General features: G+C 59.7%; 24 protein-coding genes. 8 read left to right on the plus strand and 16 right to left on the minus strand.

Annotated elements, in window-relative coordinates; translation table 11 throughout:
- Positions 1-86: 86 nt before the first annotated feature.
- The 6 genes from proY to phoB form a co-directional block, all read right to left on the minus strand.
- Entirely contained in the window at positions 87-1442 is a 1356-nt protein-coding gene (gene proY / locus DBY66_RS07060) for a proline-specific permease ProY (protein ID WP_039382953.1), read from the minus strand.
- A 69-nt stretch (positions 1443-1511) separates the two neighbouring features.
- Positions 1512-2831, minus strand: a complete 1320-nt coding sequence (gene brnQ / locus DBY66_RS07065) for a branched-chain amino acid transport system II carrier protein (RefSeq protein ID WP_039382952.1) — start codon at positions 2829-2831, stop codon at positions 1512-1514.
- 401 nt (positions 2832-3232) lie between these two features.
- On the minus strand, positions 3233-4339 hold the full coding sequence (locus DBY66_RS07070; RefSeq protein WP_039382951.1) for a cobalamin-independent methionine synthase II family protein: 1107 nt from the start codon (positions 4337-4339) through the stop codon (positions 3233-3235).
- Positions 4340-4508: 169 nt separating this feature from the next.
- Positions 4509-5429: a phosphate ABC transporter substrate-binding protein PstS family protein gene (locus DBY66_RS07075; RefSeq protein WP_108569736.1), complete on the minus strand. Its 921-nt coding sequence runs from the start codon at positions 5427-5429 to the stop codon at positions 4509-4511.
- A gap of 68 nt (positions 5430-5497) precedes the next feature.
- Positions 5498-6808: a phosphate regulon sensor histidine kinase PhoR gene (gene phoR / locus DBY66_RS07080; RefSeq protein WP_071668615.1), complete on the minus strand. Its 1311-nt coding sequence runs from the start codon at positions 6806-6808 to the stop codon at positions 5498-5500.
- Between the two features lie 15 nt (positions 6809-6823).
- Positions 6824-7513: a phosphate response regulator transcription factor PhoB gene (gene phoB / locus DBY66_RS07085; RefSeq protein ID WP_039382949.1), complete on the minus strand. Its 690-nt coding sequence runs from the start codon at positions 7511-7513 to the stop codon at positions 6824-6826.
- A 192-nt stretch (positions 7514-7705) separates the two neighbouring features.
- On the opposite strand from phoB, the gene sbcD reads away from it, so the two are divergent.
- The 3 genes from sbcD to DBY66_RS07100 all read left to right on the plus strand — a co-directional run bounded on the left by sbcD (position 7706) and on the right by DBY66_RS07100 (position 13090).
- Positions 7706-8923, plus strand: a complete 1218-nt coding sequence (gene sbcD / locus DBY66_RS07090) for an exonuclease subunit SbcD (RefSeq protein WP_108569653.1) — start codon at positions 7706-7708, stop codon at positions 8921-8923.
- The gene (locus DBY66_RS07095) at positions 8920-12597 is read left to right on the plus strand and encodes an AAA family ATPase (RefSeq protein WP_108569652.1); all 3678 of its coding nucleotides are present in this window, start codon (positions 8920-8922) and stop codon (positions 12595-12597) included. Before sbcD ends, DBY66_RS07095 begins: the two co-directional genes overlap by 4 nt.
- Positions 12598-12700: 103 nt before the next feature.
- A complete protein-coding gene (locus DBY66_RS07100) occupies positions 12701-13090 on the plus strand; it encodes a cell envelope integrity TolA C-terminal domain-containing protein (protein ID WP_082032647.1) in 390 nt (129 codons plus the stop codon).
- Here the strand turns inward: DBY66_RS07100 and mak are convergent.
- Entirely contained in the window at positions 13085-14008 is a 924-nt protein-coding gene (gene mak / locus DBY66_RS07105) for a fructokinase (RefSeq protein WP_108569651.1), read from the minus strand. The two genes, DBY66_RS07100 and mak, sit on opposite strands and share 6 nt — an antisense overlap.
- 147 nt (positions 14009-14155) lie before the next feature.
- Here mak and rdgC point away from each other — a divergent pair, with 147 nt between their 5' ends.
- Positions 14156-15067: a recombination-associated protein RdgC gene (gene rdgC / locus DBY66_RS07110; RefSeq protein ID WP_039382945.1), complete on the plus strand. Its 912-nt coding sequence runs from the start codon at positions 14156-14158 to the stop codon at positions 15065-15067.
- Positions 15068-15123: 56 nt separating this feature from the next.
- Here the strand turns inward: rdgC and ppnP are convergent, their stop codons facing one another.
- The 3 genes from ppnP to aroL all read right to left on the minus strand — a co-directional run bounded on the left by ppnP (position 15124) and on the right by aroL (position 16379).
- Complete coding sequence (ppnP, locus tag DBY66_RS07115; RefSeq protein ID WP_039382944.1) at positions 15124-15408, minus strand: pyrimidine/purine nucleoside phosphorylase; 285 nt, start codon at positions 15406-15408, stop codon at positions 15124-15126.
- Positions 15409-15551: 143 nt separating this feature from the next.
- Entirely contained in the window at positions 15552-15743 is a 192-nt protein-coding gene (locus DBY66_RS07120; RefSeq protein WP_039382943.1) for a YaiA family protein, read from the minus strand.
- A 111-nt stretch (positions 15744-15854) separates the two neighbouring features.
- On the minus strand, positions 15855-16379 hold the full coding sequence (gene aroL, locus DBY66_RS07125; RefSeq protein WP_039382942.1) for a shikimate kinase AroL: 525 nt from the start codon (positions 16377-16379) through the stop codon (positions 15855-15857).
- A 283-nt stretch (positions 16380-16662) separates the two neighbouring features.
- Here aroL and DBY66_RS07130 point away from each other — a divergent pair, with 283 nt between their 5' ends.
- Complete coding sequence (locus DBY66_RS07130; protein WP_039382941.1) at positions 16663-17325, plus strand: DUF2076 domain-containing protein; 663 nt, start codon at positions 16663-16665, stop codon at positions 17323-17325.
- Here DBY66_RS07130 and DBY66_RS07135 read toward each other — a convergent pair whose 3' ends face one another.
- A complete protein-coding gene (locus DBY66_RS07135; protein ID WP_039382940.1) occupies positions 17326-17769 on the minus strand; it encodes a YaiI/YqxD family protein in 444 nt (147 codons plus the stop codon).
- A gap of 142 nt (positions 17770-17911) precedes the next feature.
- Between DBY66_RS07135 and proC the strand changes: the two genes are divergently transcribed.
- Positions 17912-18724, plus strand: coding sequence for a pyrroline-5-carboxylate reductase (proC, locus tag DBY66_RS07140; RefSeq protein WP_104084623.1), 813 nt, complete (start codon positions 17912-17914; stop codon positions 18722-18724).
- Between the two features lie 68 nt (positions 18725-18792).
- Here the strand turns inward: proC and DBY66_RS07145 are convergent, their stop codons facing one another.
- From DBY66_RS07145 to iraP, 3 genes are all read right to left on the minus strand, one after another.
- Entirely contained in the window at positions 18793-20319 is a 1527-nt protein-coding gene (locus tag DBY66_RS07145; RefSeq protein ID WP_108569650.1) for an FAD-dependent oxidoreductase, read from the minus strand.
- 134 nt (positions 20320-20453) lie between these two features.
- Positions 20454-20762: a PsiF family protein gene (locus tag DBY66_RS07150; RefSeq protein WP_039382937.1), complete on the minus strand. Its 309-nt coding sequence runs from the start codon at positions 20760-20762 to the stop codon at positions 20454-20456.
- A 79-nt stretch (positions 20763-20841) separates the two neighbouring features.
- Complete coding sequence (gene iraP / locus DBY66_RS07155; RefSeq protein ID WP_094112120.1) at positions 20842-21096, minus strand: anti-adapter protein IraP; 255 nt, start codon at positions 21094-21096, stop codon at positions 20842-20844.
- A gap of 254 nt (positions 21097-21350) precedes the next feature.
- On the opposite strand from iraP, the gene DBY66_RS07160 reads away from it, so the two are divergent.
- Both DBY66_RS07160 and DBY66_RS07165 read left to right on the plus strand, forming a co-directional pair.
- A complete protein-coding gene (locus DBY66_RS07160) occupies positions 21351-24443 on the plus strand; it encodes a beta-galactosidase (RefSeq protein ID WP_108569649.1) in 3093 nt (1030 codons plus the stop codon).
- Between the two features lie 152 nt (positions 24444-24595).
- Entirely contained in the window at positions 24596-24847 is a 252-nt protein-coding gene (locus tag DBY66_RS07165) for a biofilm development regulator YmgB/AriR family protein (RefSeq protein WP_039382934.1), read from the plus strand.
- An 8-nt stretch (positions 24848-24855) separates the two neighbouring features.
- On the opposite strand, the gene DBY66_RS07170 is transcribed toward DBY66_RS07165, so the two are convergent.
- Positions 24856-25170: a hypothetical protein gene (locus DBY66_RS07170; RefSeq protein WP_039385730.1), complete on the minus strand. Its 315-nt coding sequence runs from the start codon at positions 25168-25170 to the stop codon at positions 24856-24858.
- A gap of 169 nt (positions 25171-25339) precedes the next feature.
- Positions 25340-25639, minus strand: coding sequence for an I78 family peptidase inhibitor (locus tag DBY66_RS07175; RefSeq protein WP_104084619.1), 300 nt, complete (start codon positions 25637-25639; stop codon positions 25340-25342).
- Positions 25640-25902 lie beyond the last annotated feature (263 nt).

Genomic DNA, 25902 nt, shown 5'->3' on the forward strand with positions numbered 1-25902 from the left:
TTTTCGGCGACAGGATGCGCCGAATACTTTTTTTCCCATAAAAAAAGTCGCCACACAGGGCGACTCTTTTCTTTTTAGCCTGACGCTCAGCGTTTCTGCTTTTTCACCAGCGGCCACGCCAGCAGCAGCAGCACAATCCAGGCAAAGCCCACGTAGAGTGAAATTCGCGTATCAGGGAAATAGCCAATCAGCGCAATGATAAAGGCGAGAAACAGCACGCCTGCCCAGGTGGTGGCACTGCCGCCCGGTACGGCAAACTGCAGCTGCGCCGCCTGCGCCTTGCCAATTTTGCGCCGGAATGCGATCTGCGACAGCAGGATCATGATCCATACCCAGACCGTGGCAAAGGTCGCCAGCGAGGCGATCACCAGGAAGACTTTTTCCGGCATCAGGTAGTTCAGATAAACGGCGATAAGCATCGCAAACATCATCACCACCACCGTCACCCACGGGATGCCGCGCGAAGAGACTTTCTGGAACACTTTAGGCGCATGGCCCTGCTGCGCCATACCGTGTAGCATACGCCCCACGCCAAACACATCGCTGTTGATGGCAGATAGCGAAGCGGTCAGCACCACAAAGTTAAGAATTGACGCCGCCGCAGCGATACCCAGATGCTGGAACGTCAGCACAAAGGGGCTGCCCTCGGTACCGACCTGATTCCACGGGTAGATCGACATGATGACAAAAAGCGTACCCACATAAAACACCAGGATACGCAGCGGCACCGAATTGATCGCGCGCGGAATCGATTTGGCGGGCTCATCCGCTTCACCGGCGGTAATACCGATGATTTCGATCCCGCCATAGGCAAACATCACCATCTGCAGCGAGAGCAGCATACCCACAATACCGTGGGCGAAAAAGCCGCCGTTGCTCCAGAGATTATGGATCCCGGTCGGCGTTCCGCCGTTGCCGATGCCCCAGAAAATCATGCCAAAGCCCGCCACAATCATGATGATAATGGTGGCGACCTTAAAGAAAGAGAACCAGAACTCTACTTCGCCAAACACCTTCACGCTCATCAGGTTGATGGCGCCGATAATCAGCACTACCGACAGCACCCAGATCCAGTGCGGTACATCCGGAAACCAGACGCCCATATAGATGCCAAACGCGGTGACATCCGCGATCGCCACAATCAGGATCTCAAAGCAGTAGGTCCAGCCGGTGATATAGCCCGCCAGCGGACCGAGATAATCCTGCGCATAGCGCGAAAAGGAGCTTGATTGCGGATTGTTAACCGACATCTCCCCCAGCGCACGCATGATGATATAGGCCACCGCGCCACCAATAATATAGGCCAGTAAAACGCTGGGCCCCGCCATCCTGATAGCATCCGCCGAGCCGTAAAACAGCCCGGTACCGATTGCCGATCCCAGCGCCATAAAGCGAATATGGCGCGTGCTCAGTCCGCGTTTGAGCGTGTTGGTTTCTTGCATAACAAACAGGTCCTGTGAAAATGAAAAAACCACGGGCAAGCCCGTGGTCGGAATGAACAGCCGTGTCGTTTACTGCCGGACGACTACCTGCTGTGGTCCTTTAACGCGATCCACGACGGCAGCAATCACCATCATTGCCAGCGAAGGCGGCAGCCAGGCGAGTCCCTGATCGGCCAGCGGCAGATGCTGGCTGAACAGCGGCAGTATCTCTTTAAAGCTGGTGGTTTTGATTGCATCCACAATGCCAAACAGCAGGCTGACCAGCATGGTTGGCGCAATAATACGCGCGCTGCGGTTCCACCAGTTGAGGGTGAAGCTTAGCACTATCAGCACGATACAGGGCGGATAAATTGCTGTCAGCACCGGGATGGAGATCTGAATCAGATGGCTCAGCCCCAGATTTGACACCACCATCGAGAACAGGCCCAGAATAAACACCAGCGCTTTGTACGAGAGCGGCAGATACTGTGCAAAGAACTCAGCGCAGGCGCAGGTCAGGCCAACGGCCGTTACCATGCAGGCGATAAAGATCAGCGCCGCGAGGAAGAAGCTGCCCATGCTGCCAAACGTCTGCTGTACATAAGCGTGCAGAATAGCGGCGCCGTTGGCATTCTGGTCAACCAGGCCAGCGCTGCCGGAGCCAAGCTTGAACAGGCTCAGGTAGACCAGCGTCAGTCCGACACCGGCTATCAGGCCAGCCAGCATGGTGTAGCGCGTCAGCAGTTTCGCATCTTCAACGCCGCGCGAACGCGCCGCATTCACAATCACGATACCAAACACCAGGGCGCCCAGCGTATCCATGGTGAGATAGCCATTTACAAAACCGGTAGAGAACGCCGCGCGCTGATAGTCTGCCGTCGCAGGCGCAATACCGCCCGCCGGCCAGACCAGCGCGGCAACGCCGAGTATGGTCAGCGCGACAATTTTCAGCGGCGCCAGCACGTGCCCGACGGTATCCAGCAGCTTGCCCGGATAGAGGGAGATCCCGATAACCAGCGCAAAGTAAATAAGGCTATAGATAAACAGCGGCAGCGGGCCGTCACCGGTCAGCGGAGCGATACCGACTTCAAACGAAACGGTCGCGGTACGCGGCGTCGCAAACAGCGGTCCCACGGCCAGATAGCAGACCGTCGCCAGCAGCAGACCCGCTGCTTTACCGATTGGCGAACTGAGCGCATCGATGCCGCCGCCAACGCGCGCCAGCGCGATCACGGTCATGACCGGCAGGCCGACCGCGGTCGCGAGGAAGCCGAGTGCGGCGACCCAGACGTGTTCACCAGACTGAATTCCCACCATCGGTGGAAAGATAATGTTGCCTGCGCCAACGAACAGGGCAAAGGTCATAAAGCCCAGCGCAAGGATGTCCCTCGAGGTTAAACGGTATGTCATAACTTCTGTCGTGCCTGTAGCTGATGTTGCGGTGGAAGTTGAGTTTGTGTTGTCCCCTGATTGCGCGATAACAATGGCTTAGCTGGATTACCCAGTGCGAAATGCGGGCCGAATCGAGACAGCGCAGGTGATTTAATCTGCTTTTCTTCTGTTCACAGAGGGATGAATCGACAACGGCGCAAATTAAAACGTTTATAGCGGAGAAAGACAATACGGGATCGGAAAACCAGAAGGATATCGCGCATAAGCGTACGCAGGCAGTGAATATGGGCGAAATAGCCGCTAAACACCCCAGATGATTTGTTTAAAATTCAGACAAAGCGAAAGTTGTTCTTGCATAAGTGCGGTTCAGGATGCACAAAAGGCGCGATTTACGCGCCTGTCTGCACAACTTTACACTCTCACCACACCTGTTTAGCGATATCCACCACCAGACGGATCTTCTGCCACTGCTCCGCTTCGCTCAGGCTATTACCCTCTTCGGTGGAAGCAAAGCCGCACTGCGGGCTGAGGCAGATCTGATCGAGGCTGACGTACTGCGCCGCTTCCTGCAGCCGCGCTTTAACCTGTTCAGGATCTTCCAGCGCGCCGGTTTTAGTCGTGATAAGGCCGAGTACCGCTTTCTGATGACCTGGCTTAATAAAGCGCAGCGGCTCAAATCCGCCGGAGCGTTCGTTGTCATACTCCAGGAAAAAGGCGTCGATATTCACGCCGCCAAACAGGATCTCCGCTACCGGCTCATAGCCGCCTTCTGATATCCAGGTCGAGCGAAAGTTACCGCGGCACACGTGCAGCCCGACGGTGAGATCGGCCGGTTTATCTGCCAGCGCCGCGTTCAGCACCTGGGCATAAGTGCGGGCCAGCGCCTGCGGATCGTCGCCGCGTGCGCGGATCTGCTCCTGCTGCTCCCCGGAGCAGAGATAGGCCCAGACGGTATCGTCCAGCTGCAGATAGCGGCAGCCGGCAGCATAAAACGCGGCAATGGCGTCTTTATAGGTCTGCGCCAGATCGGCAAAGTAGGCATCCAGATCGGGGTAAACCGTGGCGTCGATAACCTTGCGGCCGCCGCGGAAATGCAGCACGCTCGGGCTGGGAATCGTCATTTTAGCGACCGCGTCGCCGGCGATACTCTGCAGAAAGCGGAAGTGTTCCAGCATCGGATGCGCCGGATTAAACGAGACTTTACCGGTGACTTTTACACCGTGCGCTTTGGTCTGTACGCCGTTGAACTGGATCCCCTGCTCCGCTTCGAACAGCTCTACGCCATTCAGATCGCCAAAGAAATCGAAGTGCCACCACGCGCGACGGAACTCGCCGTCAGTGACAACCTGCAGGCCATTGGCACGCTGCTGCGCGACAACATCGCGAATAGCCTGGTCTTCCACTTCGCGCAGCTGCTCAGCGCTAATCTCACCACGGGCGTGCTGTTCGCGCGCCTGTTTGATCGCAGCGGGACGCAGAAAACTGCCGACGGTATCGGCGCGGAACGGGGCGTGCTGAGCGGGCATAGATTCTCCTTGCAGACCGGTAGTTGCGGTCAGGTATAATTTCTTCTGGTTTTTTCAGCCATCTGGATGGCTATATGTCCAAAGAGTGCCACGCTTCCGCGCGCGGGGCAACGGAAGAATTTTCAGCAGACATGAAGAAAATTCATTTTCCTGAGCACGCGCTTGCTGCTTATTCAATGGCCGCCCGCGCAGCGGAGATTTGCGCATCGGAGAGAGGTAAATAGCCCGCTTCCGCCACCCGCCGCTGTCCCTGCGACGACAGTACCTGATGCAGAAATGCCGCCACCAGCGGCGGCAGCGGCTTGCCCGGTGGTTTGTTCACGTAAATATAGAGCGGCCGGGACCAGGGATAGCGACCGCTGCGGATGGTATCGGCATCGGGCATGATGCTTTCGCCGGTCCGGGTGACAATCGGCACGATCTTCACACCGCTGAGATGAAAGCCAAAGCTGGCGTAGCCGATACTCTCTGGCGTGGTCGCAACCGCCTGCACCACGGCAGCCGAACCGGGAAACTCCGCCACGTCAGCGCGAAAATCGCCGCGGCAAAGCGCCTGCTGCTTGAAGAACCCCCAGGTGCCGGAGGCAGAGTTGCGGCCAAAGCGCTGGATGCGCCGCTGCGCCCACTTATCATCTGTCACGCCCGTATCGCCCCAGCGCTGCGGAACCTGCGTGCCGCCGCACAGCCGGGTAACAGAATAGAGCGCATCAAGCTGCGGCTGGCTGATACGCTGCAGCGGATTAGCCTGGTTCACCACCACGACCAGCGCATCCATGGCGACCGGTACGGCGAGCGGCGGATAGCCGTAGCGGGCAATAAACAGCTGTCGCTCATCGTTCTGCATCGGCCGGCTCATCGCGCCCAGCTGTGCGGCTCCCGCTGCCAGCGCCGTTGGCGCGGTCGAAGAGCCCGCCGCCTGTACCTGAACGTTGACGCCGGGCGCCTGCAGGCTGAAATCTTCCCCCCACAGCGTCATCAGATAGCCCAGCGTATCTGACCCGGCGCTGCTGAGGTTGCCGGTCAGCATCGCTTTTTGCGCCTGCGCCAGCACAGAGAAGAGCAGCAGAAGTGTGAACAGCAGAGATTTCAGCATGGAGCCGCCGTCAGAGAGAAGAAGAGCGCTATTGTGGCAAGCCTGCGAAAACGGCGCAATGCAGATTACCCCGCCCGCTCCTGCGCGGCCTCTTCCACAATCAGACGCGACGGCAGCAGAAAGCGAAAGCAGGTCTCCTGATGCGGCCAGCTGCTGATCTCCAGCCGCGCACCGTGATGGCTCAGCGCATGCTTGACGATCGCCAGCCCCAGTCCGCTGCCCCCGGTAGCGCGCGACCGCGCTTTATCAACGCGGTAAAAACGCTCCGTCAGGCGCGGCAGATGCTCCTCGCTGATGCCGGGACCGTTATCGCAGACTTTAAACTCCGCTCCCTGCCGCGTGCGCAGCCAGCTGATATGAATATGCGTGCCTTCCGGCGTGTGGTTAACCGCGTTATAGACCAGGTTCGAGATAGCGCTGCGCAGCTGCTCGTCGTTACCCAGTACGCGCAGGTGAGGATCGGTATGGAAGTGAATAACATGGCGCCCCTGGCTCAGCGTTTCCGCTTCGCGCTGCAGCAGATGCAGCATGGCCGGTACATCGACCCGCTCTTTGAGATCGAGCGCCGGGGCCGCCTCGATGCGCGACAGCGTCAGCAGCTGCCTGACCAGGCTGTCCATGCGCCGGGTCTGCTCCTGCATCGTGCCCAGCGCTTTGCTGCGCGTGCGCGCATTCATCGCCTCATCGTCCATCATCTCCAGATAGCCCTGCAGCACCGTGAGCGGCGTACGCAATTCATGACTGACGTTGGCAAAAAAGTTGCGGCGGGCGCCCTCCAGCTGATGCATCTGGGTCACATCGCGCGCCACCATCAGCCACTGCCCCTCGCTGTAAGGCATCACGCGGAACTCCATGTGCCGCTGATTATTCAGCACCACCGTCAGCGGCCGGGCAAAGTCGCGCTGGCGGATATAGCGGGAGAATTCAGGATAGCGCAGCAGGTTGAGAATATTCTGGCCGTTATCCTCCGGCCAGCGCAGCCCCAGATGCTGCTGAGCGAGGCCGTTGCACCAGAAAATGGTGCCCTCTTCGGTGGTGAGCACCACGGCATCCGGCAGCGACTCCGCGCCGCTGCGAAAACGCCTGATCAGGTTTCCCAGCTCGCGGCGGCGACGGCGGTTACGCAGCTGCATCTGGTAGAGGCCATAAAACAGCGGTTCCCAGCTGCCGCGCCCGGTGGGCGGCGTCATTGAGCGGTCGACCCACAGCCAGTGGGAGAGCCGCATCAGATTAGTAAAGTGCCAGGCCAGAACGCCTGAGACGGCTGCCAGCAGCCACCACGGCAGATAACCAAACAGCAGGCCGAACAGCAGCGCAGGCAGACAGGCCAGCGCCAGCTCGGTCAGTAATCGCTTCCAGGAGAGGCGTTCCAGCACGGTAGCAGGCTCCGTTTAGTAGCGGGCAGAGAAACGATACCCTGTTCCGCGTACGGTTTGCACCATACGATCGTGGCCGGAGATTTCCAGTGCTTTACGCAGGCGACGAATATGCACATCTACGGTGCGATCTTCGACATAGACGTTGGTGCCCCAGACGTGGTTCAGCAGCTGTTCGCGGCTGTAGACCCGCTCCGGATGCGTCATGAAGAAATGCAGCAGCTTATATTCGGTTGGCCCCATCTCCAGCGGCGTGGTCTCTGACATCACGCGGTGTGAGGAGGGATCGAGACTCAGCCCCTGCATCTCAATCACCTCTTCGACCGCCATCGGAGAGATGCGCCGCATGACGGCTTTGATACGCGCCATCAGCTCTTTCGGTGAGAACGGCTTGGTAATGTAATCATCTGCGCCTACTTCTAGTCCACGTACGCGATCCTCTTCCTCACCGCGCGCGGTCAGCATCATGACCGGGATATCGCGCGTCATGGCTTCGCGCTTCAGATGCTTGATAAACTGGATGCCGCTGCCGCCGGGCAACATCCAGTCCAGCAGGATCAGATCGGGCCAGGGTTCAATCAGCCGGCTAATCGCGCTGTCATAATCTTCCGCTTCAATAGGCTGATAGTCGTTCTGTTCCAGCACAAAACATAACATTTCCCGGATGGGCGCTTCATCTTCCACAACCAAAATGCGCTTGGCCATTATTGCTCCTGCGAGTGTGACGGGATGTCACTAGGATATGCGGCGTCATTATGCGTCAGTTTTATGACACTTTTATGAAAAACCCGACCGGTAAGCAAGAGATAAAAACCACCCTCGCACCGGCAAAAACGTCTTTTTTCCTTTGTGCCCGAAGCCGTTATACTGGCCGCCAGCTTTCAGGCAGGACACCCCATGCGCATTATTCATACCGCAGACTGGCACCTCGGTCAGTTTTTTTACAGCAAGAGTCGCGCCGCCGAACACCAGGCTTTTCTTGACTGGCTGCTCCGGCAAATTGCTGAGCATCAGGTTGATGCACTGATCGTGGCAGGCGATCTGTTTGATACCGGTTCGCCCCCCAGTTACGCCCGTGAAATGTTTAACCGGTTTGTGGTCGCGCTGCAGCCCAGCGGCTGTCAGCTGGTTGTGCTGGCGGGCAATCACGATTCAGTCGCCACGCTGAATGAGTCGCGCGAACTGCTGGCCTGCCTTAACACCCAGGTGATCACCAGCGCTACCCCCGGCGGTGAACAGCAGGTGCTGACGCTGACGCAGCGCGACGGATCGCCGGGCGCGCTGCTGTGCGCCATCCCCTATCTGCGCCCGCGCGATATTCTGCGCAGTCGGGCCGGTCAGTCCGGTCGCGACAAGCAGTTATCGCTGCTGCAGGCGATCGAGCAGCATTACCAGCACTGCTATAGCGCCGCCGTGGCAGAAAGAGAACGGCTGGATGAGCCGCTGCCAATCGTCGCCACCGGCCACCTCACTACCGTGGGCGTGACCAAAAGCGACGCGGTACGCGATATCTATATCGGCACGCTGGATGCGTTTCCGGCGCAGGCGTTTCCGCCCGCAGACTACATTGCACTCGGCCATATTCACCGCGCGCAGCGGATTGCCGGCACGGAACATATTCGCTACAGCGGCTCACCGATCCCGCTCAGTTTTGATGAGAGCGGACGTGATAAAAGCGTCTGGCTACTCGATTTTGGCCGCACGCTGGAGAGCGTAACCGCGCTGACCATACCCGCCTTTCAGCCGATGCAGATGCTAAAAGGTTCGATGGCAGAGATTGAGGCGCAGCTGGCCCAGTTTGCCCGCTATGAGGGATCGCTGCCGGTATGGCTGGATATCGAGATCACCACGCAGGAGTACCTCACCGATCTGCAGCGGCGTATTGAACAGCTCACGGCCACGCTGCCGGTAGAGGTGCTGCTGGTGCGCCGCAGCCGCGCGCTGCGTCAGCGCAGCCTGGAACGGCTGACAAATGAGACGCTGAGCGAACTGAAAGTCGAAGAGGTTTTTGCCCGTCGCCTGGCACAGGAGTCAGAGCTGGACGCGCAGCAGAGTGACGGACTGACCCGCCTGTTTCGCAGCGCGCTGGCCGCCCTCGAGGATCCATCCGCATGAAAATTCTGACGCTACGTTTTAAAAATCTCAACGCGCTGCGCGGTGAATGGCTGATCGACTTCCGCCAGGAGCCGTTCGCCAGCAACGGTCTGTTTGCCATCACGGGCGCTACCGGCGCCGGCAAAACCACGCTGCTGGATGCGATCTGCCTGGCGCTCTATCACCAGACGCCGCGCCTTGGCGGGCTGTCGCAGAGTGAGAATCAGCTGATGACGCGCGACACCGCCGAGTGTCTGGCTGAAGTCGAGTTTGAAATCAAAGGTGAAGCCTGGCGCGCCTTCTGGAGCCAGAACCGGGCGCGCGGTCAGGCTGACGGCAAGCTGCAGGCGCCGCGCGTGGAGCTGGCGCGGGTCGCTGATAATCAGATCGTGGCGGATAAAGTCGGCGATAAGCTGAAAGCCATAGAGTCGCTCTCCGGGCTCGATTTTGCCCGCTTCACCCGCTCAATGATGCTGTCACAGGGTCAGTTTGCCGCGTTTCTCAACGCCCGGCCCGGCGAGCGTGCCGAACTGCTGGAGGAGCTGACCGGTACCGAAATTTATGGCGATATCTCCATCCATATCTTTGAACGCTGGCGCGCGGCGCGCGGCGCGCTTGAGACGCTGCGCGCCCGTGCCGGCGGCATCGCGCTGCTGGATGAGGCGCAGCGGGCGTCGCTCACACAGCAGCTGGAGACCTTAAGCGCGGAGGAGCGCGCGCTGAATGCACAGCTTACGCAGGCGCAGACGCAGCAGCAGTGGCTGGCGCAGGCACAGCAGCTGACGCAGGAGCAGCAGGACGCTGACGCGGCGCGCCAGGCAGCGGAGCAGGCGTGGCAGCAGGCGTCCGCAGAGCGCCAGCAGCTGGCGCGCGCCGAGCCGGCAGAGAAGCTGCGCGCCGGACTGCAGCTGCGTGAACAGCTGCAGCAGGACAGTGATGCACAGCAGCAGCTGGTCCGGCAGCTACAGGCGCAGCAGCAGCAGGCTGAAACCACGCTGCAGCAGGCGGAACGCGATTATCAGCAGGCGCTGCAGAAGCGCGATGAGGCGGTGGAAGCCGGACAGCAGCTCGAAACGCTGCTGACTGAACAGGTGCTGCCGCTCGATCAGCAGATAGCGCGCACCGCGCAGCAGCTGAGTGAACAGCAGCAGCAGCTGACGCAGCAGCAACAGGCGGTCGCCCGCAGCGAACAGGCGCTGCAGCAGCAGCAACAGGTGAGTGAACGCTTACAGCTACAGCTGGCTGAACAGCAGGCGTGGCGCACGCGCGAAGCGGCTACCGCCGGCTGGGGGCCGGAGCTGGCGCGCTGGCAGGCTGATATCGGACACCTTGAGGAGCGTGAACAGGCGGCGACGCAGCTTGCCGGACAGCAGCAGCGGCAGCAGCAGCAGCTGGCGCAGCTACAGCAGACGCTGGCAGCGCGTGAACAGGCGGCTAAGCCATTAGCGCAGGCGGAGACGGAGAGCCGCCAGCGGCGCGAACAGGCTGAGCAGGCGCTGACCTCTCTGGAAAATCAGCAGCGCAGCGCCGATCTGCGCAATGCTCTTGCGCGCTATCAGCAGCAGCGCGCCCCGCGTCAGCAGCTGACGCTGCTGGCCGCGCAGTGGCAATCGCTGCAACCGCAGCGCGTACAGCGGGCTGCCCGGCTGACGCAGCTGCAGCAGAGTTACCTGCAGGGTGAAGAGACACTGCAGAAACTGCGCGACAGCTGGAAGCGCGAGCATCAGGCGCTGCTCGATCTGCGTCGCCTGTGCGAACTGGAACGGACCATTGCCCGGCTCTCTGATGAGCGCGCCAGACTACAGCCTGACGCCCCCTGCCCGCTGTGTGGTTCCTGTCAGCACCCGGCGGTAGCGGACTATCAGCAGCTCCGGCCGGATGAGAATCAGCAGCGGCTTACCGCGCTGGAGACGGCAGTGGCGCAGCTGAAAGAGGCGGGCACGGCACAGGGCGAACAGCAGAAACTCTCTCTGCAGCAGCAGCAGGCGCTGGAAGAGGAGCTGGCTGAACTGGATCGCCAGCTGGCCACCATCGATACCAGGTGGCAGGCGCTGTGCACCCCGCTGGGGCTGCACTTTACGCCGGCGCAGCATGCAGAGTTCACTGCCTGGCAGCAGCAGCTGGAGGCGCAGGAGCTGACGGAGCAACAGCAGCTGCAGGCGCGTGAAGAGGCGGCGGCAGTGCTGCAGCAGGCTAAAGATGCCCATCAGCAGCAGCAGCAGCGGTGGCAGCAGCATCTGCAGGAGCAGCAGCTTGCACAGCAGCAGCGGGAGAGCGCACAGCAGCAGCTGGCCGATCTGGAGCAGCGTTTCAGAGATGAACAGCAGGCGCTGCAGCACGCTGCGGCGCGGCTGACGGAGCAGCTCGCGGCCCATCAGCTTCGCCTGCCGGAACCCGCCGGACGCGCCAGCTGGTTTGCCGCACAGCAGCAGCGCTGGCTGCGCTGGCAAGAGAGTGAGCAATTACTGACTTCTCTGCAGCCGCAGATCGCCAGAGCGGGGAGCGAGCAGCATAGCCTGCAGCAGACGCTGCAGCGTGAACAGCAGCAGCAGGAGAGCCTGCAGCACGCTCTGACGCTGATGCAGCAGCAGCAGCAGGATCTGCAGCAGCAGCGCAGCCAGCTGTTTGGCACGCGCAGCGTAACGGAGGCGCGCCGGCAGCAGCACACGCTACTGCAGCAGCTGGAACAGGCGCTGGCAGGCGCGCTGCAGCAGTGGCAGCAGGCGCAAAGCGGACTGCACAGCCTGCAGGGTCAGCTGGCGCAGACGTACAGCCAGCAGGCCGCCCTGACGGAGCGCCTGCAGCAGGCGCAACAGCAGTTCAGCCAGGCGCTGCGGCAGAGCGAATTTGCTGATGAAGCAGCACTGCACGCGGCGCTGCTGCCGGAAGAGGTGCTGCTGCCGCTGCGCGCCCGTCTGCAGCAGCTGGAGCAGCAGCGTTTGCAGCAGATTGCTCTTTATGAACAGCTGGAGCAGCGGCTGGCGCAGCATCAGCAGCAGCGTCCCGCTGGCTTCAATGATGAACAGGCTGCCGCTCTCAGCCAGCAGCTGGAGACATTACGCCTGGCGCTGCGTGATAACGCGCGCCAGCAGGGAGAAGCGCAGCAGCAGCTGCAGAGTGATGCACACCTGCGTCAGCAGCAGCAGGCGCTGCTGGCAGAGATCGCCGCCGATGAAGCTGAGCTGGTGCAGCTGAGCCGCCTCAACGATCTGATCGGTTCAGCCAAAGGTGACAAGTTCCGCCGGTTTGCGCAGGGGTTAACGCTGGATCATCTGGTCTGGCTGGCGAATCGTCAGCTCGATCGCCTGCATGGTCGCTATCTGCTGCAGCGACGCCTCAGCGATGAGCTGGAGCTTGAGGTGGTGGATACCTGGCAGGCGGACGCAACCCGCGATACCCGGACGCTTTCGGGCGGTGAGAGTTTTCTGGTGAGTCTGGCGCTGGCGCTGGCGCTCTCCGATCTGGTCAGCCACAAAACCCGCATCGAATCTCTGTTCCTTGATGAAGGGTTTGGCACGCTGGATGCTGAGACGCTCGATACCGCACTCGACGCGCTGGATGCGCTTAACGCCAGCGGGAAAACCATCGGCGTGATCAGCCACGTTGAGGCGATGAAAGAGCGTATCCCGGTTCAGATCCGGGTGCGGAAAATGAATGGTCTGGGATACAGCAAGCTGCAGCTGCCGGGGGAGTAACCTGCGACTGATTCTGGTTCTGCAGAGAGTCAGAGGAATGCCATAGCTTTCCGCCCGGCGCGCGGTAGACTCAGCGGCTGGCTCCCGTTTTTCAGGTTCTGTTATGAGAATAAATTTGATCGCCGCCGCAGCCGGTCTGCTGCTGGCAGCGCTGACGCTGACTGGCTGCGCCCGTCCGCCTGCCACGCCGCCAGCCGCATTAAGCAACCTGTGCGAGCCGGACGTGGCACCGGAAAGCGCCTCCTGCCACTGGACGCGCAGCGTTCAGCATCAGCTTAACCAGCAGTTTCGCGATGCGGCGCACTACGCCGGACAGCAGTGCTGGCTGCGGCTGGAGTGGCAGGCCAGCGGGCGCTTTGCCGTTACCCAGACGCAGGGAGATGAGGCGCTGTGCCTGCGCGCCTGGCAGCTGGTTGGCCAGTCCGCCGCGCTACCGCCGCCGCCCGATCGCACCCAGCCAGCGTGGTTTGGCTTTGCACCGCGTAAGTCATAACGTCGCCTGTCCCTCCAGCGGCCAGAGCCACGCTGCGCCGCGAACGCCGCTGGAGTCGCCGTGCAGCGCTTTACGCACCGGCGTTTCACACTCGCGGCCAAACACCCAGGGTTGCATCAGGCCGGGCAGCGTCTGGTAAAGACGATCCACATTGCTCATTCCGCCGCCCAGCACAATCACGTCGGGATCGAGCAGATTTACCACCTGCGCCAGCGATTTCGCCAGCCGCTGTTCGTAGCGGCTCATCGCCTGCTCTGCCAGCGGATCCTGCTGCGCAATCAGCTGCATAATCTCCGCACCGCTGAGCGCCTGCCCGCTTAATCGCTGGTAATCGGTGGCAAAACCGGTTCCGGAGACAAAGGTTTCAATACATCCCCGTAAGCCGCAGTAGCACGGTACCTCCTGCTGAAAGCGCTGCTCATCGGCATCCATCCACGGCAGCGGATTGTGCCCCCACTCGCCGGCGTTGCCATTGAGCCCGATACGCGACACGCCGTTCATGGCGATCCCCGCGCCGGATCCGGTGCCGATGATCACCGCAAACACCAGCGGCTGACCGGCGCCGGCGCCGTCGGTGGCTTCAGAGACCGCCAGACAGTTTGCATCATTGGCAATACGCACCTCCCGGCTCAGCGCCTGCGCCAGATCTTTATCCAGCGGCTGTCCGTTCAGCCAGGTGGAGTTGGCATTTTTAACCCGCTGCGCATAGGGCGAAATCGAGCCGGGAATACCGACCCCGACGCTGCCCCGCTCTCCGGTCTGCGCTTCGGCCAGACGAACCAGATCCGCCATCACGCCGACCGTAGCAGCGTAGTCGTTGCGCGGGGTATTCACGCGATGACGGAACAGCTGCGTGCCGTCATCCGATAAAGCAATAACCTCTGTCTTGGTGCCGCCTAAATCGATACCGATACGCACGGGTTATTCCTCATTATTCACATGGGGTGGAGATACAGTAGAGGGGCGATTCGGGAAAGGCAATGAAACCCGGCGCAGGTTTCGCTATCATGCGCGCTCCCTGTTTGAGACTTGTGCGCCCGATCGCACCCACGGTAAGGAATCCCGATGTTGTGGTTTAAAAATATGATGGTTTATCGTCTGAATCGTGACCTTCCGCTGTCCGCAGACGATCTGGAAAAACAGCTTGATGCATTTACGTTCTCACCGTGCGGAAGTCAGGATATGGCCCAGACCGGCTGGGTATCGCCGATGGGTAACCGCGGGGAAGCGCTGGCCCATGAGGTCAACGGACAGATAGTGATCTGCGCCCGTACCGAGCAGAAAATTCTGCCTTCACCGGTCGTGAAGCAGGCGCTGGATGCCAAAATTGAGAAGCTGGAGGCGGAACAGAGCCGCAAGCTGAAGAAAACCGAAAAAGATTCGCTGAAAGATGAAGTGCTGCACAGCCTGCTGCCACGCGCTTTCAGCCGTTTCAGTCAGACCTTTCTGTGGATCGATACGGTCAATAACCTGATCGCTGTTGACTGCGCCAGCGCCAAAAAAGCGGAAGATACGCTGGCGCTGCTGCGCAAAAGTCTCGGCTCGCTGCCGGTCGTGCCGCTGACCATGGAGAAGCCGATTGAGCTGACGCTGACGGAGTGGGTGCGCGGCGGCGACCTGCCCGCAGGCTACGCCCTGATGGATGAGGCGGAGCTGAAAGCGCTGCTGGAAGATGGCGGCGTGATCCGCTGCAAGAAGCAGGATCTGATCTCCGATGAGATCGCCAACCACATTGAAGCGGGCAAAGTGGTGACCAGACTGGCGCTCGACTGGCAGGAGCGAATTCAGTTTGTGATTGCTGATGATGGTTCAGTAAAGCGCCTGAAATTCAGCGATACGCTGCGTGAACAGAATGATGATATCGATCGCGAGGATTTCGCTCTGCGCTTTGACGCTGACTTTACGCTGATGACCGGCGAACTCGCTGCGCTGATCGCCAGCCTGACCGACGCACTCGGCGGCGAAGCACCACGCTAATCAGGCATAAAAAAAGCTGCAGCCTGAAGGTTGCAGCTCTGTCTCTCTTGCGCCGTTTACAGGTAGCGGCAGAGATAGGAGGTAGGCTCAGCTACCTGCAGATGAAACTCACTGTGGCCAGGGACATTAAATGTGCTGCCCGCCTCATACCACTTCCACTCCGCCTCACCTGGCAGCAGCACTTTCAGTGCGCCGCTCACCACCGTCATCTCTTCCGGCTGGCCGGTGCCAAAGGTGTACTCGCCTTCAGCCATAACGCCTACGCTGGCGCGGCCGATGGTCACGCTGTCGAACCCGATCGATTTCACTTTTCCGTCGAAATAATCACTGACATTGAGCATGCTTTTTCCTCGCAGCACATGAAGGTTATCAGCAGATTACAAGGGAAGCCCTCAGGGTGTCACGCAAATAAATCGCTGCTGGCGCAGCGGCAGGAAAATTCAGGAGAGTGCGGAGAATTCACTGGCGTCCCTGCCAGTGCGGCTTATTCTTTTTCCACATCTTCGTAGCGATCTTTCGCATCCTGCGCTTCCTGCTCAGATTCATGCTCGCTGATCAGGGAGTTCTCTTTAGGATGATCGGCACGCAGTTCATACCAGGTAACTTTTTTACCTTCGGGCCCTTTTTCGACGGCCACAACACGGGCTTCACGCGGATAGGGTGGTCTGGATGGCATCGTTTTCCCTCTCTTATCAGTGTTCCACACGGCAGTGGCGATCCGCTGCCTGTTACTGAGTATAGACCAGCATGCATTGATGCCAGTAAAGCGGGAGTTTTCTGATAAAAATCAGCTGGCGCGGGCCAGCGCGAGCGAACGGATGATCTGTTCTGCAACCTGCTCTGGCGGCTGCATGGCATCAACCTGATAGTGGGCCGCCTGCTGATAGAGCGGCGCGCGCAGGCGCAGGATCTCATCCATCTCCTCGGCAATTGGCTGGCCGGTAAGCGTGGGCCGCTGCGCGGTTTCAGGCTGCTGCTGCAGCCGGTTCGCCAGCGCTTCCGCCGGTGCGCTGAGCCAGATCACATGCCCCCGCTCGCGCATAAAGCGGCGGTTCACTTCAGCCAGCACCATCCCGCCGCCGGTGGCTATCACCGCTGCTGGCGTGGTGACGGCGCGCAGCGCCTCGGTTTCGCGCGCGCGGAAGCTCTCCCAGCCTTCGCTGGCAACAATTTCAGCCACGCTGCGCTGCGCGGCCTGCTGCAGGTAGTGGTCGGTATCGCAGAAGGTGTAATTCAGCATGCGCGCCAGCACCTGGCCGATAGTGGTTTTGCCGCATCCGCGTGCGCCGATAAGATAGATGGGTAATGACATCCGGGCTTATTCTCCGCCGTGCTCTGCCGCGCCGGCAGGCGATCAGGTCAATAATGCATCGCATAATATCCGGATTTTATTTCAGCAGCCAGTTTCAAAGCACAAAATACGCGCACTCTGGCGGCTGCTATAATTAGCTCACTGAATTTACAGCGAAAAACCATGCGCATTTTGTGCATTACCCGGGCGGTGTAAGCGGGCAACATTTGCTTACCACGTCAGTGATTTACTTTCGCGCCCCCTGCCCGCATATAGATAGCCTTAACGCCAACGGAGGTTCACCATGCAAAATCAGGAACAGCAACTCATTGAAAATCTCTTTAGCCGGTTAAAACAGGCCGGTGAGCAGAGTGGCCCGCGCGATGCGGGCGCGGAACAGCTTATCCGTCAGCATCTGCAGAACCAGCCCGACGCGCCCTACTACATGGCTCAGGCGATTCTGATTCAGGAAGCTGCGCTGAAAAAGCTGAATGCCCGCATCACCGAGCTGGAAAATAACCAGGCACAGCAGCAGGCTCCGCAGCAGAGCGGCGGCTTTCTTTCCGGTTTATTTGGCGGCGGTTCGCGTCAGCAGCAACCGCAGCAGCAGCAGCCTGGCTGGAACAGCCCGCCCCCGCAGTATGCGCAGCAGCCAGCCGCACCGGCCCGCGGCACGGGCTTTCTCGGCGGCGCGCTGCAGACGGCCGTGGGCGTGGCAGGTGGCGTGGTGATGGCGGATATGCTCACCAGCCTGTTTCATCACTCGCAGCCGGAGGAGATCGTGAATATTATCAACGAACCGGCGCTGCCGCAGGTGGATGAGAACCTGGATACGTTCAACGGCAACGACAGCAGCAATGCGTTTCTCAGTGACAACAGCAGCTGGAATGACAACAGCTTTGCCGACAACAGCGATCTGAATGATTTTGACAACGGCGGCTTTGATGATGATGACAGCTTTGTCTGATCAGCGCTGACGCAGCCACTTGTCGAGTTCGTTGGCAAACAGCTGGCGGTCACGCGGGCTCAGCGCCGCCGGACCGCCGCTCTGAATGCCGCTGGCGCGCATCGTTTCCATAAAATCGCGCATGGTCAGGCGCTGCCGGATGGTATCAGGCGAGTAACGCTCGCCGCGCGGATTCAGCGCGGCAGCCCCTTTTTCCAGCACTTCTGCCGCCAGCGGAATGTCGCCGGTGATCACCAGCTCGCCGGGCTGCACGCGCTTCACAATTTCATTGTCCGCCACGTCAAAACCGGCCGCGACCTGCAGCGTCTTCAGAAAGGGTGAAGGCGGCACGCGCAGCGGCTGGTTAGCGACAAAGGTCACCGTCACTTTTGTCCGTTCGGCAGCGCGGTAAAGTACCTCTTTAATGACCACCGGACAGGCGTCAGCATCGACCCAGATTGACATAATGGTTTCCCTGTAATGAATCACAGGCGCGATCTTGCCGCGCTGGTCAGGAAAGGCAATCGATATTTTGCCGGCACTTGTTATTCACGAGCGCTGACGTAAGCTAACCCGCAGCGAAATCAATACGATTAAGGAGAGAGCGATGCTGGAGAAAAAAATCGGCTTTATCGGCTGCGGCAATATGGCCCGGGCGATTATCAGCGGCCTGGTCAACAGTGGGCTTATCGCCCCGGCCAATATTCTGGTATGGGACCGCAAAGCGGAAACCAACCAGCAGATGGCGCAGCAGTACGGGATCAGCGCGGCGGAGAGCGCAGAAGCACTGGCGCGCGAGGCGGATATCCTGTTTGGCGCGGTCAAACCTGATGTGATTCTGAAAGTGCTCAGCGATCTGGCGGGCGTGATGAAGAAGGATGCGCTGGTGGTCTCGATTGCCGCAGGCGTGACGCTGGATTCGCTGGCCGGCGTGCTGGGTCACGATCGCAAAATTGTGCGGGTGATGCCCAATACGCCGGCGCTGGTCAATGAGGGCATGACCTCGGTGACACCTAACGTGCTGGTGGAGCCGCAGGAAGTGGACGATATCGTCGCTATTTTTGAAAGTTTCGGGAAAGCCGCCGTGGTCAAAGAGTATCTGATCCACGCGGTTGTGGGCGTCAGCGGCTCTGCTCCGGCATATGTATTTATGTTTATTGAAGCGATGGCCGACGCGGCCGTGCTGGGCGGCATGCCGCGCGCGCAGGCGTATCAGTTTGCCGCGCAGGCGGTGAAAGGTGCTGCGCAGATGGTGATCGAGACGGGCACACATCCTGCTGAGCTAAAAGATCAGGTCTGCTCGCCCGGCGGCACCACGATTGAGGCGGTAAAAGCGCTGGAAGAGAATGGTTTTCGCGCGGCGGTGATGAACGCCATGCAGCGCTGCATGGCGAAGTCAGAGGCGCTGAGCAAAGCGTAATCGCAGCCCTCTTCTGTCGGCGATCCGGTCCTCTTTCCTGAACTGAGGACCGGAATTAAGCCGGGCAGTTACGCGGTGTACTGCTCATAGAGCGCCACGCCCTGCGCCAGCGTCAGCGGCTGCTGCATCTGTTCGATTAGCGCGGCGGTAAGCGTGTACAATCCGGCCGAGCAGACCGCTGCAATTCTCCCCTGCTGGCAGTAGAACGCAATAAACGTCTGGTCATCCAGCGAACCCAGCAGACGATATTCATCCCACTCTTCGGCATGCCCGAGATATTCGTAACGGGTGCCGTAGTGCGCCGTCCAGAAAAAAGGTACGCGGTCGTACTCAATCTGCTTATCCAGCATATTCAGCGCGGCAATCCGCCCCTGCTGGTGAGCCACGCGATAGTGCTCGATGCGCTGTTCGCCATCGGCGGTGGGATAGGTGGCGATATCGCCGGCGACCCAGACGCTATCCGTAACCCGCAGCTGGCGATCGGTCAGGAGGCTGCTATCCTCCTGCAGCGTTAAGTCATGCACAAACCCGGTTGCAGGTCTGACGCCGGTGCCGAGCAGCACCCGCCGCGCGGGCAGCGTTTTGCCTCCTTTCAGGCGTACCGCAGTGACTTCACGCTCTCCCTCCAGCGCCTCCGGCTCACCCTGCTCAAAGATAACGCCGTTGCTGCGGTGCAGCGCATAAAAATGCTCCGCTATCTCTTTGCCAAACTGTTTTACAAACGGCAGACGCTGGCGGGCAACCACGGTGACCTTGACGTCACGACTGCGCAGCGCTCCGGCAACTTCCATACCGATAAAACTGTTGCCGACAATCACCAGCTCCTGCGTTTCATCGACATCGTTCAGCAGCGCCTCAGCCTGATCGCGCGAACGCAGCAGGTGAACGCCGGCCAGATCCCGGCCGGGAATATCCGGCGCCTGCGGTACGCCGCCGGTCGCCACCAGCAGCCGGTCAAACCTCACCTGCTCTCCGCTTTTCAGCGTTAGCGTCTTTGCACGCGCCTGCAGCTGCACCACCTCATCCTGCAGCAGTTCGACCGGCCCCAGCACATCCTGCTCCAGCAGCGCAGGGACATCCTCAATAGCCATTTTGCCCGACGGCACAAACTTGCTGAGCGCGGTACGGTCATACGGGGCCGCGGCCTCCCGCTCGATACGAATAATCTGTCCGCTGAATCCCTCATCGCGCAGCGTCCAGATTGCCGCGGCGCCCGCCGCTCCGCTGCCGAGAATGACATAGACTGGCGCGCTATCTGCCGCAGCGGGTGCGGATGCCTCAGAAAGCGGCTGTTCACTGACCAGCACCTTGCCCTGCTCGATCCGCACCGGATAACGCGTCAGGTTGGCCAGCGCCAGCGGTTCACACATTTTTCCATCCTGCAGCTGAAATACCGCTTTGTGCCACGGGCAGATCAGTTTGCCGTCACAGACGGCCCCTTCCGCCAGCGGCGCGCCGGCGTGCGGGCATTTGGCCTGAAACGCCTGCACCTGATCGCCATCGCGAATCAAAATAATGTCGGTCTCGCCCACGCTGAACGGCGCGGGCTGCTGCTGCGCCAGCGCGTTAAGCTCTGTGATAGATTGATAGCTCACACCTTGCTCCTTTATTATTTTCGGATGCGGGATGACAAACCCCTGCAAAGAGTAAGTGTGGCAAAGCGTGGGAAACTGGCAGGAAAAATAAAGCAAGCGGCAGCTAAGTCATTAATCAGATGCCGCTTTTATCATCAGGCGCTTTTTTTCAGGCAGGTGCTCATAAAGGTTTTGCGCGCATCGCCCGAGAGATCTTTTTCCCCGGCTGCACTGTTGCAGCTTTTCATTTTCAGCTGCTGCGGCGTCATATTGCCGAGCTTGCTCTCTTTTTTCAGGCAGTCGCTCATAAACGTTTTGCGCTCATCGCCTTTCAGATTTTGCGTGGCGGCGAGCTGATTACAGCGCGCCATCTTCTCCTGCTGCGGCGTTTTTTCTGCAGCGCCGGCGCTGCCGACGGTAAACAGCAGCGCAGCGCCAGTCAGAATCAGTAACGAATTTTTCATTGCCGGGATCTCCGTGTAGGGGGGCTTTATCAGTCTGGCACGAAAATCAGTAACACAGCGGCAAATCGCTTACGCGCGCTTACTGGCGAGGGTATTTGAGTAATTTTTCGATGTAATTTCGCAGCAGCACCGCATCAGCGCTCTCAGCAACCGGCGCGGCGGGCGGCATCGCGTTTTTAATCGCGCTGGCGATTTGATGGTGCTGTTCCGCATCCAGCTGGCGCAGCATGGCAGTCAGTACTATCTCCAGCGCCTCGATCTGTACCACCAGATCTTTGGACGCCTCTTCTTTCTCCGCCAGCCTGAGCAGGAGTTCTGCAATCAGATTTTTCATGCAATGAACTCGATAAGGAAAGGAGTGCTGACGTTAGCACTGAGCAGAAGAAAACAACAAGCGCTTTTCCTCACTTTTGTGAATAAATAAGCCTTAAAAAAGCGTAACAATTCAACATCTAATGGCGAAACGTTTTGCTGCAGCAGGCAGCCTGCTGCAGATCCTGCTTTTTTGTCACGGTTTCAGCAAAGACCGCTTTACAGCTGATGCTATTTCCATCAATGTGAGCGCATTACAATTTCAGAGATATCATCATGACTTCTGCGCTCTCCTTAGCGGCTATTCTGGCGCGTCGCGACTGGGAAAATCCGGTTATCACCAGCCTGCACCGTCTCGATACCCATCCGCCCTTTGCCAGCTGGCGCGATGAACAGGCCGCCCGCGAGGATCGCCCGTCGCCTTCCCTGCAGTCGCTGAACGGTGAGTGGCAGTTCAGCTATTTTACCCAGCCTGAAGCGGTGCCGGAGAGCTGGCTGCAGCAGGATCTGCCGGATGCTACGGCGCTTCCGGTACCGGCTAACTGGCAGCTGTACGGTTATGATGCGCCAGTTTATACCAATGTGCAGTACCCTATTCCGGTTAATCCGCCGTTTGTGCCGCAGGCCAACCCTACCGGATGCTATTCGCTCACATTTACTGTTGATGAGCAGTGGCTGCAGCGGGGCCAGACGCGCATTATTTTTGACGGTGTTAATTCGGCCTGCTTTGTGTGGTGTAACGGACACTGGCTTGGCTACTCTCAGGACAGCCGTTTGCCGGCGGAGTTTGACCTTAGCGCCGCGCTGCAGGCAGGCGAAAATCGCCTGGCCGTGATGGTGCTGCGCTGGTGTGACGGCAGCTATCTGGAAGATCAGGATATGTGGCGCATGAGCGGCATTTTCCGCGATGTGACGCTGCTGCATAAACCGGACGTCCGCTTCGCGGATATCCAGCTTGAAACCGTGCTCAGCCCGGAGTATTCGCAGGGTGACTTGCGCGTCAGCGTCAAGCTTGATGCCAGCCAGACCGCGCTGGCAGGCTGCCATATTCGCGTCTCTTTGTGGCTGGGCGATACCTGCATCGGCACGCAGGAGCAGGCGCCCGGCAGCGCCATTATTGATGAGCGCGGACGCTATCCGGAGCGGGCCACGCTGCGGCTGCCGGTGAGTCAGCCACGGCTCTGGAGCGCGGAGACGCCCCACCTTTACCGCGCGGTGGTCACACTGCTGGATGCGCAGCAGCAGGTACTGGAAGCGGAAGCGTATGATGTCGGGTTCCGGCGCGTCAGCATTGAGCAGGGCCAGCTCTGCCTGAATGGCCAGCCGCTGCTGATCCGCGGCGTTAACCGCCATGAACACCATCCGGAACGCGGTCAGGTAGTGGATGAGGCCAGCATGCGCCGCGATATCGTGCTGATGAAGCAGCATAACTTCAATGCGGTGCGCTGCGCCCACTATCCTAACCATCCGCTCTGGTATCGCCTGTGCGATCGCTACGGTCTCTATGTGGTGGATGAGGCAAATATTGAAACGCACGGTATGCAGCCGATGAACCGGCTCTCTGACGATCCGCGCTGGTTTGCCGCCTTCAGCGAGCGGGTTACGCGTATGGTACAGCGCGACCGCAACCACGCCTGCATTATTATCTGGTCGCTGGGCAATGAATCCGGACATGGCAGCACGCATGACGCCCTCTACCGCTGGGTTAAAAGCAGCGACACAACGCGTCCGGTGCAGTATGAGGGAGGCGGCGCAGACAGCAATGCAACCGATATTATCTGCCCGATGTATGCGCGGGTCGATCAGGATCAGCCCTTCCCGGCCGTGCCCAAGTGGTCGCTGAAAAAGTGGATTGGCCTGCCGGGTGAACAGCGCCCGCTGATCCTGTGTGAATATGCGCACGCAATGGGGAACAGCTTTGGCGGCTTTGCCAGATACTGGCAGGCGTTCCGTGAGTTTCCGCGTCTGCAGGGCGGCTTTGTCTGGGACTGGGCCGATCAGAGCCTGACGCGCTACGACAGCAGCGGTAATGCCTGGCAGGCGTACGGCGGCGATTTTGGCGACACCCCTAACGATCGTCAGTTCTGCATGAATGGCCTGGTCTATGCTGACCGCTCGCCGCACCCCGCCCTGTTTGAGGCGCAGCGCGCGCAGCAGTTTTTCCGCTTTGACCACGACGCCACGCAGCCGGGCCGCATCACCGTTACCAGTGAATATCTGTTCCGGCACAGCGACAACGAGCAGCTGCGCTGGTGCATTGAGCAGGACGGCGTGCCGGTCGCCACCGGCACGGTGCCGCTCGATATTGCGCCGCAGGGCAGTCAGCAGATTGAGATTGCGCTGCCGTCAGGCCTGCAGGGTGCCGCGTGGCTGAATGTTGCGGTGCATCAGCCGGACGCTACCGCCTGGTCCGACGCGGACGCCCGCGTGGCGTGGGATCAGTGGCAGCTGCCTGCCGCGCTGCCGCTGCGCCTGCCGGCGATCGGCGACAGTGCGCCGCAGCTGCTTATGCAGCCGGAGGAGATTGAAGTGGCGATCGCGCAGCAGCGCTGGCGCTTCTCGCGCCTCAGCGGTGAGCTGACCGCGTGGCTGGTGGGTGAGCAGCAGACCCTGCTGACGCCGCTGCAGCCCTGCTTTGTCCGCGCGCCGATTGACAACGATATCGGCACCAGTGAAGCAGCCAGCGTGGATCCCAACGCCTGGGTCGAGCGCTGGCGGCGCGCCGGCTACGAAGAGCTTGAACCGGTGCTGCTGGCGATGCAGGCCGACAGCCTGGCGCACGGGGTACAGATTGAAAGCTGGCATCAGTGGCGCGTGCAGGAGCAGGTCTGCTTTACCACGCACCAGCGCTACTTTATCAGCGCCCGCGGTGAGGTTACGCTTTCCCTGACGGTGGAGCAGGCCGCCGGATTACCGCCGCCGGCGCGTATCGGCTGGCGCTGCCAGCTGGCGCGCTCGCCGGAGCAGGTCAGCTGGCTTGGTCTGGGTCCTCACGAAAACTATCCGGATCGCCAGCTGGCAGCGCAGTTCTCCCGCTGGCAGCTGCCGCTTGCCGATCTCACCACCGACTATGTTTTCCCCGGTGAAAACGGCTTGCGCTGCGGTACCCGGCAGCTCGACAGCGGCAGCTGGCAAATCAGCGGTGATTTCGCCTTTTCACTCAGTCGCTACAGTCTTGAGCAGCTGCGCGATACGTCACATCGTCATCTGCTGCAACCGGAAACAGGCTGCTGGCTGCATCTTGATGGTTTTCATATGGGAGTTGGCGGCGATGACTCCTGGAGCCCGAGCGTCAGCCCGGAATTCCTGCTGACGCAGCAGCGCTGGCAGATGACGCTGACGCTGCATCAGGACGATCGGCAAATGTGAAAAAATATGACGAAACGTTGCTGACAAGCTTACGGCGCGCAACTATGTTTAAAAAATAACCAGACGCGCGGCCACATTTGCGGGCATGCCGTTCGGGTTCTGTTGCTGCCGCCTGCTGGCGGCACGCCGTGTTGTCTCTGCGGAGGTCAGCCATGAGAACCTATCCTGACAGCGCCAGTCGGGCGATTACCGACTACTTCAACACGCCTGCCTGGCACGTGCCGCATGAGAGCGATCTGCTGGCGGCTATTATGCGGGAACTGATGGCCGAGGGGCAGCCTGCGACCAGTAAAGCGGTTATTGCGCGGGTCATTGAAAAGCTGGAGTTTGAGGGCGATGAGCAGCGTCTGCAGAGCTACCGGACGCTGCTGGCACAATTACTGGGCAGCGAGCCGGGAGCCTGAGGGATGATTTATTTTGCGACCCGCAGCTGATCGGCTTCGCTGACGACGGCTTTACCGCTCTGACGATGGTAGAGGCAGAGTTCACGTCCGGTGCGGTTTTTCATGTGCTTTTGCGGATAGCGTCCCTGCAGCAGCAGCGCGTCATAACCGGTGCGGTCGTCAAACTGCACCGGCTTACCCACAATTTTCGCCTGCGCCAGCGTACTGGCCAGCAGGCACGCCTGACGGCTCTGCTGCTCATTTTCCTGCCAGGCAGCTTCGCCGGATGCATGCGCCAGCGGGGCCAGCAGCGTTAACAGCAGAAAGCCTGAAAATCTTTTCATCATTACCTCTTGTTGCAGTAGCGCGTTCGCCGGTTAAAAAAATTCCCGCCGCAGCGGGAAGAAACAAGACGAACAGTGCATGTCTGAGATGACGAGGCGATCTCTGTTTGTCAGAGTATCCTCGCCGCCGGGCATGACAGCGCGATGACAGTCGCGTGTCCGTCTGGTGTCAGCCGCAGTAGACGCGGGTGATATTGCCCTCTTTATCGCCCATGAAATTGAGCCGGTGCAGATTAAAGTCCATGGTGACGGCACCGTTCCAGGGGATCGCGCGTACCGGACCCGCAAATTTCTGGCTGCCGATTGCAGTCAGCGGCTGGCCGACAAAATGCTGATACTGCGATGCGCGGCACTGATCGGTTTCCGGATCCACGCTGGCCTCAGCCTGGGTACTGTTTTTTCCGGCAGACTGACAGGCGCTCAAGGCCATGGCAGCGGTTAGCAACAGGACTTTTCCACAATGCGTCACAACTCTCTCCTTCGAACAGATAACAATGTCGCCTCTGAGAGTAGCAAAGCGCGGCGCCTAAACGAACGCTAACGGCTGAAAAAATGCCCGTTTACACGCCGGAAACGGCTATTTTCTGCGACCAGTTTAGGATTAATCGCACTAAATGACTCACTTTTGCCCAGAAAAAAACTATCATTTCTAAGAATCATCTGAGGAGGCTTACTATGGAACTCATGATTTTTATCGGCTGCGCTATTCTGATGACGTTCGTGGCTGTTCGC

The organism is Pantoea sp. RIT413 (assembly GCF_003057675.2).
Classification (GTDB): Bacteria; Pseudomonadota; Gammaproteobacteria; order Enterobacterales; family Enterobacteriaceae; genus Pantoea; species Pantoea eucrina.

What these genes read in the sequence shown, in the direction of transcription:
- iraP (WP_094112120.1), bottom strand. Translation starts at nt 21,096, where the DNA reads ATGAAAAATCTGATTGCAGAACTCCTGCTCAGGCTGGCGGAGAAAGAA.
- DBY66_RS07135 (WP_039382940.1), bottom strand. Translation starts at nt 17,769, where the DNA reads ATGTCAATCTGGGTCGATGCTGACGCCTGTCCGGTGGTCATTAAAGAG.
- DBY66_RS07165 (WP_039382934.1), top strand. Translation starts at nt 24,596, where the DNA reads ATGAGAACCTATCCTGACAGCGCCAGTCGGGCGATTACCGACTACTTC.
- brnQ (WP_039382952.1), bottom strand. Translation starts at nt 2,831, where the DNA reads ATGACATACCGTTTAACCTCGAGGGACATCCTTGCGCTGGGCTTTATG.
- DBY66_RS07130 (WP_039382941.1), top strand. Translation starts at nt 16,663, where the DNA reads ATGCAAAATCAGGAACAGCAACTCATTGAAAATCTCTTTAGCCGGTTA.
- proC (WP_104084623.1), top strand. Translation starts at nt 17,912, where the DNA reads ATGCTGGAGAAAAAAATCGGCTTTATCGGCTGCGGCAATATGGCCCGG.
- proY (WP_039382953.1), bottom strand. Translation starts at nt 1,442, where the DNA reads ATGCAAGAAACCAACACGCTCAAACGCGGACTGAGCACGCGCCATATT.
- DBY66_RS07070 (WP_039382951.1), bottom strand. Translation starts at nt 4,339, where the DNA reads ATGCCCGCTCAGCACGCCCCGTTCCGCGCCGATACCGTCGGCAGTTTT.
- phoB (WP_039382949.1), bottom strand. Translation starts at nt 7,513, where the DNA reads ATGGCCAAGCGCATTTTGGTTGTGGAAGATGAAGCGCCCATCCGGGAA.
- rdgC (WP_039382945.1), top strand. Translation starts at nt 14,156, where the DNA reads ATGTTGTGGTTTAAAAATATGATGGTTTATCGTCTGAATCGTGACCTT.
- DBY66_RS07150 (WP_039382937.1), bottom strand. Translation starts at nt 20,762, where the DNA reads ATGAAAAATTCGTTACTGATTCTGACTGGCGCTGCGCTGCTGTTTACC.
- DBY66_RS07095 (WP_108569652.1), top strand. Translation starts at nt 8,920, where the DNA reads ATGAAAATTCTGACGCTACGTTTTAAAAATCTCAACGCGCTGCGCGGT.
- DBY66_RS07160 (WP_108569649.1), top strand. Translation starts at nt 21,351, where the DNA reads ATGACTTCTGCGCTCTCCTTAGCGGCTATTCTGGCGCGTCGCGACTGG.
- aroL (WP_039382942.1), bottom strand. Translation starts at nt 16,379, where the DNA reads ATGTCATTACCCATCTATCTTATCGGCGCACGCGGATGCGGCAAAACC.
- DBY66_RS07170 (WP_039385730.1), bottom strand. Translation starts at nt 25,170, where the DNA reads ATGAAAAGATTTTCAGGCTTTCTGCTGTTAACGCTGCTGGCCCCGCTG.
- ppnP (WP_039382944.1), bottom strand. Translation starts at nt 15,408, where the DNA reads ATGCTCAATGTCAGTGATTATTTCGACGGAAAAGTGAAATCGATCGGG.
- sbcD (WP_108569653.1), top strand. Translation starts at nt 7,706, where the DNA reads ATGCGCATTATTCATACCGCAGACTGGCACCTCGGTCAGTTTTTTTAC.
- DBY66_RS07100 (WP_082032647.1), top strand. Translation starts at nt 12,701, where the DNA reads ATGAGAATAAATTTGATCGCCGCCGCAGCCGGTCTGCTGCTGGCAGCG.
- DBY66_RS07120 (WP_039382943.1), bottom strand. Translation starts at nt 15,743, where the DNA reads ATGCCATCCAGACCACCCTATCCGCGTGAAGCCCGTGTTGTGGCCGTC.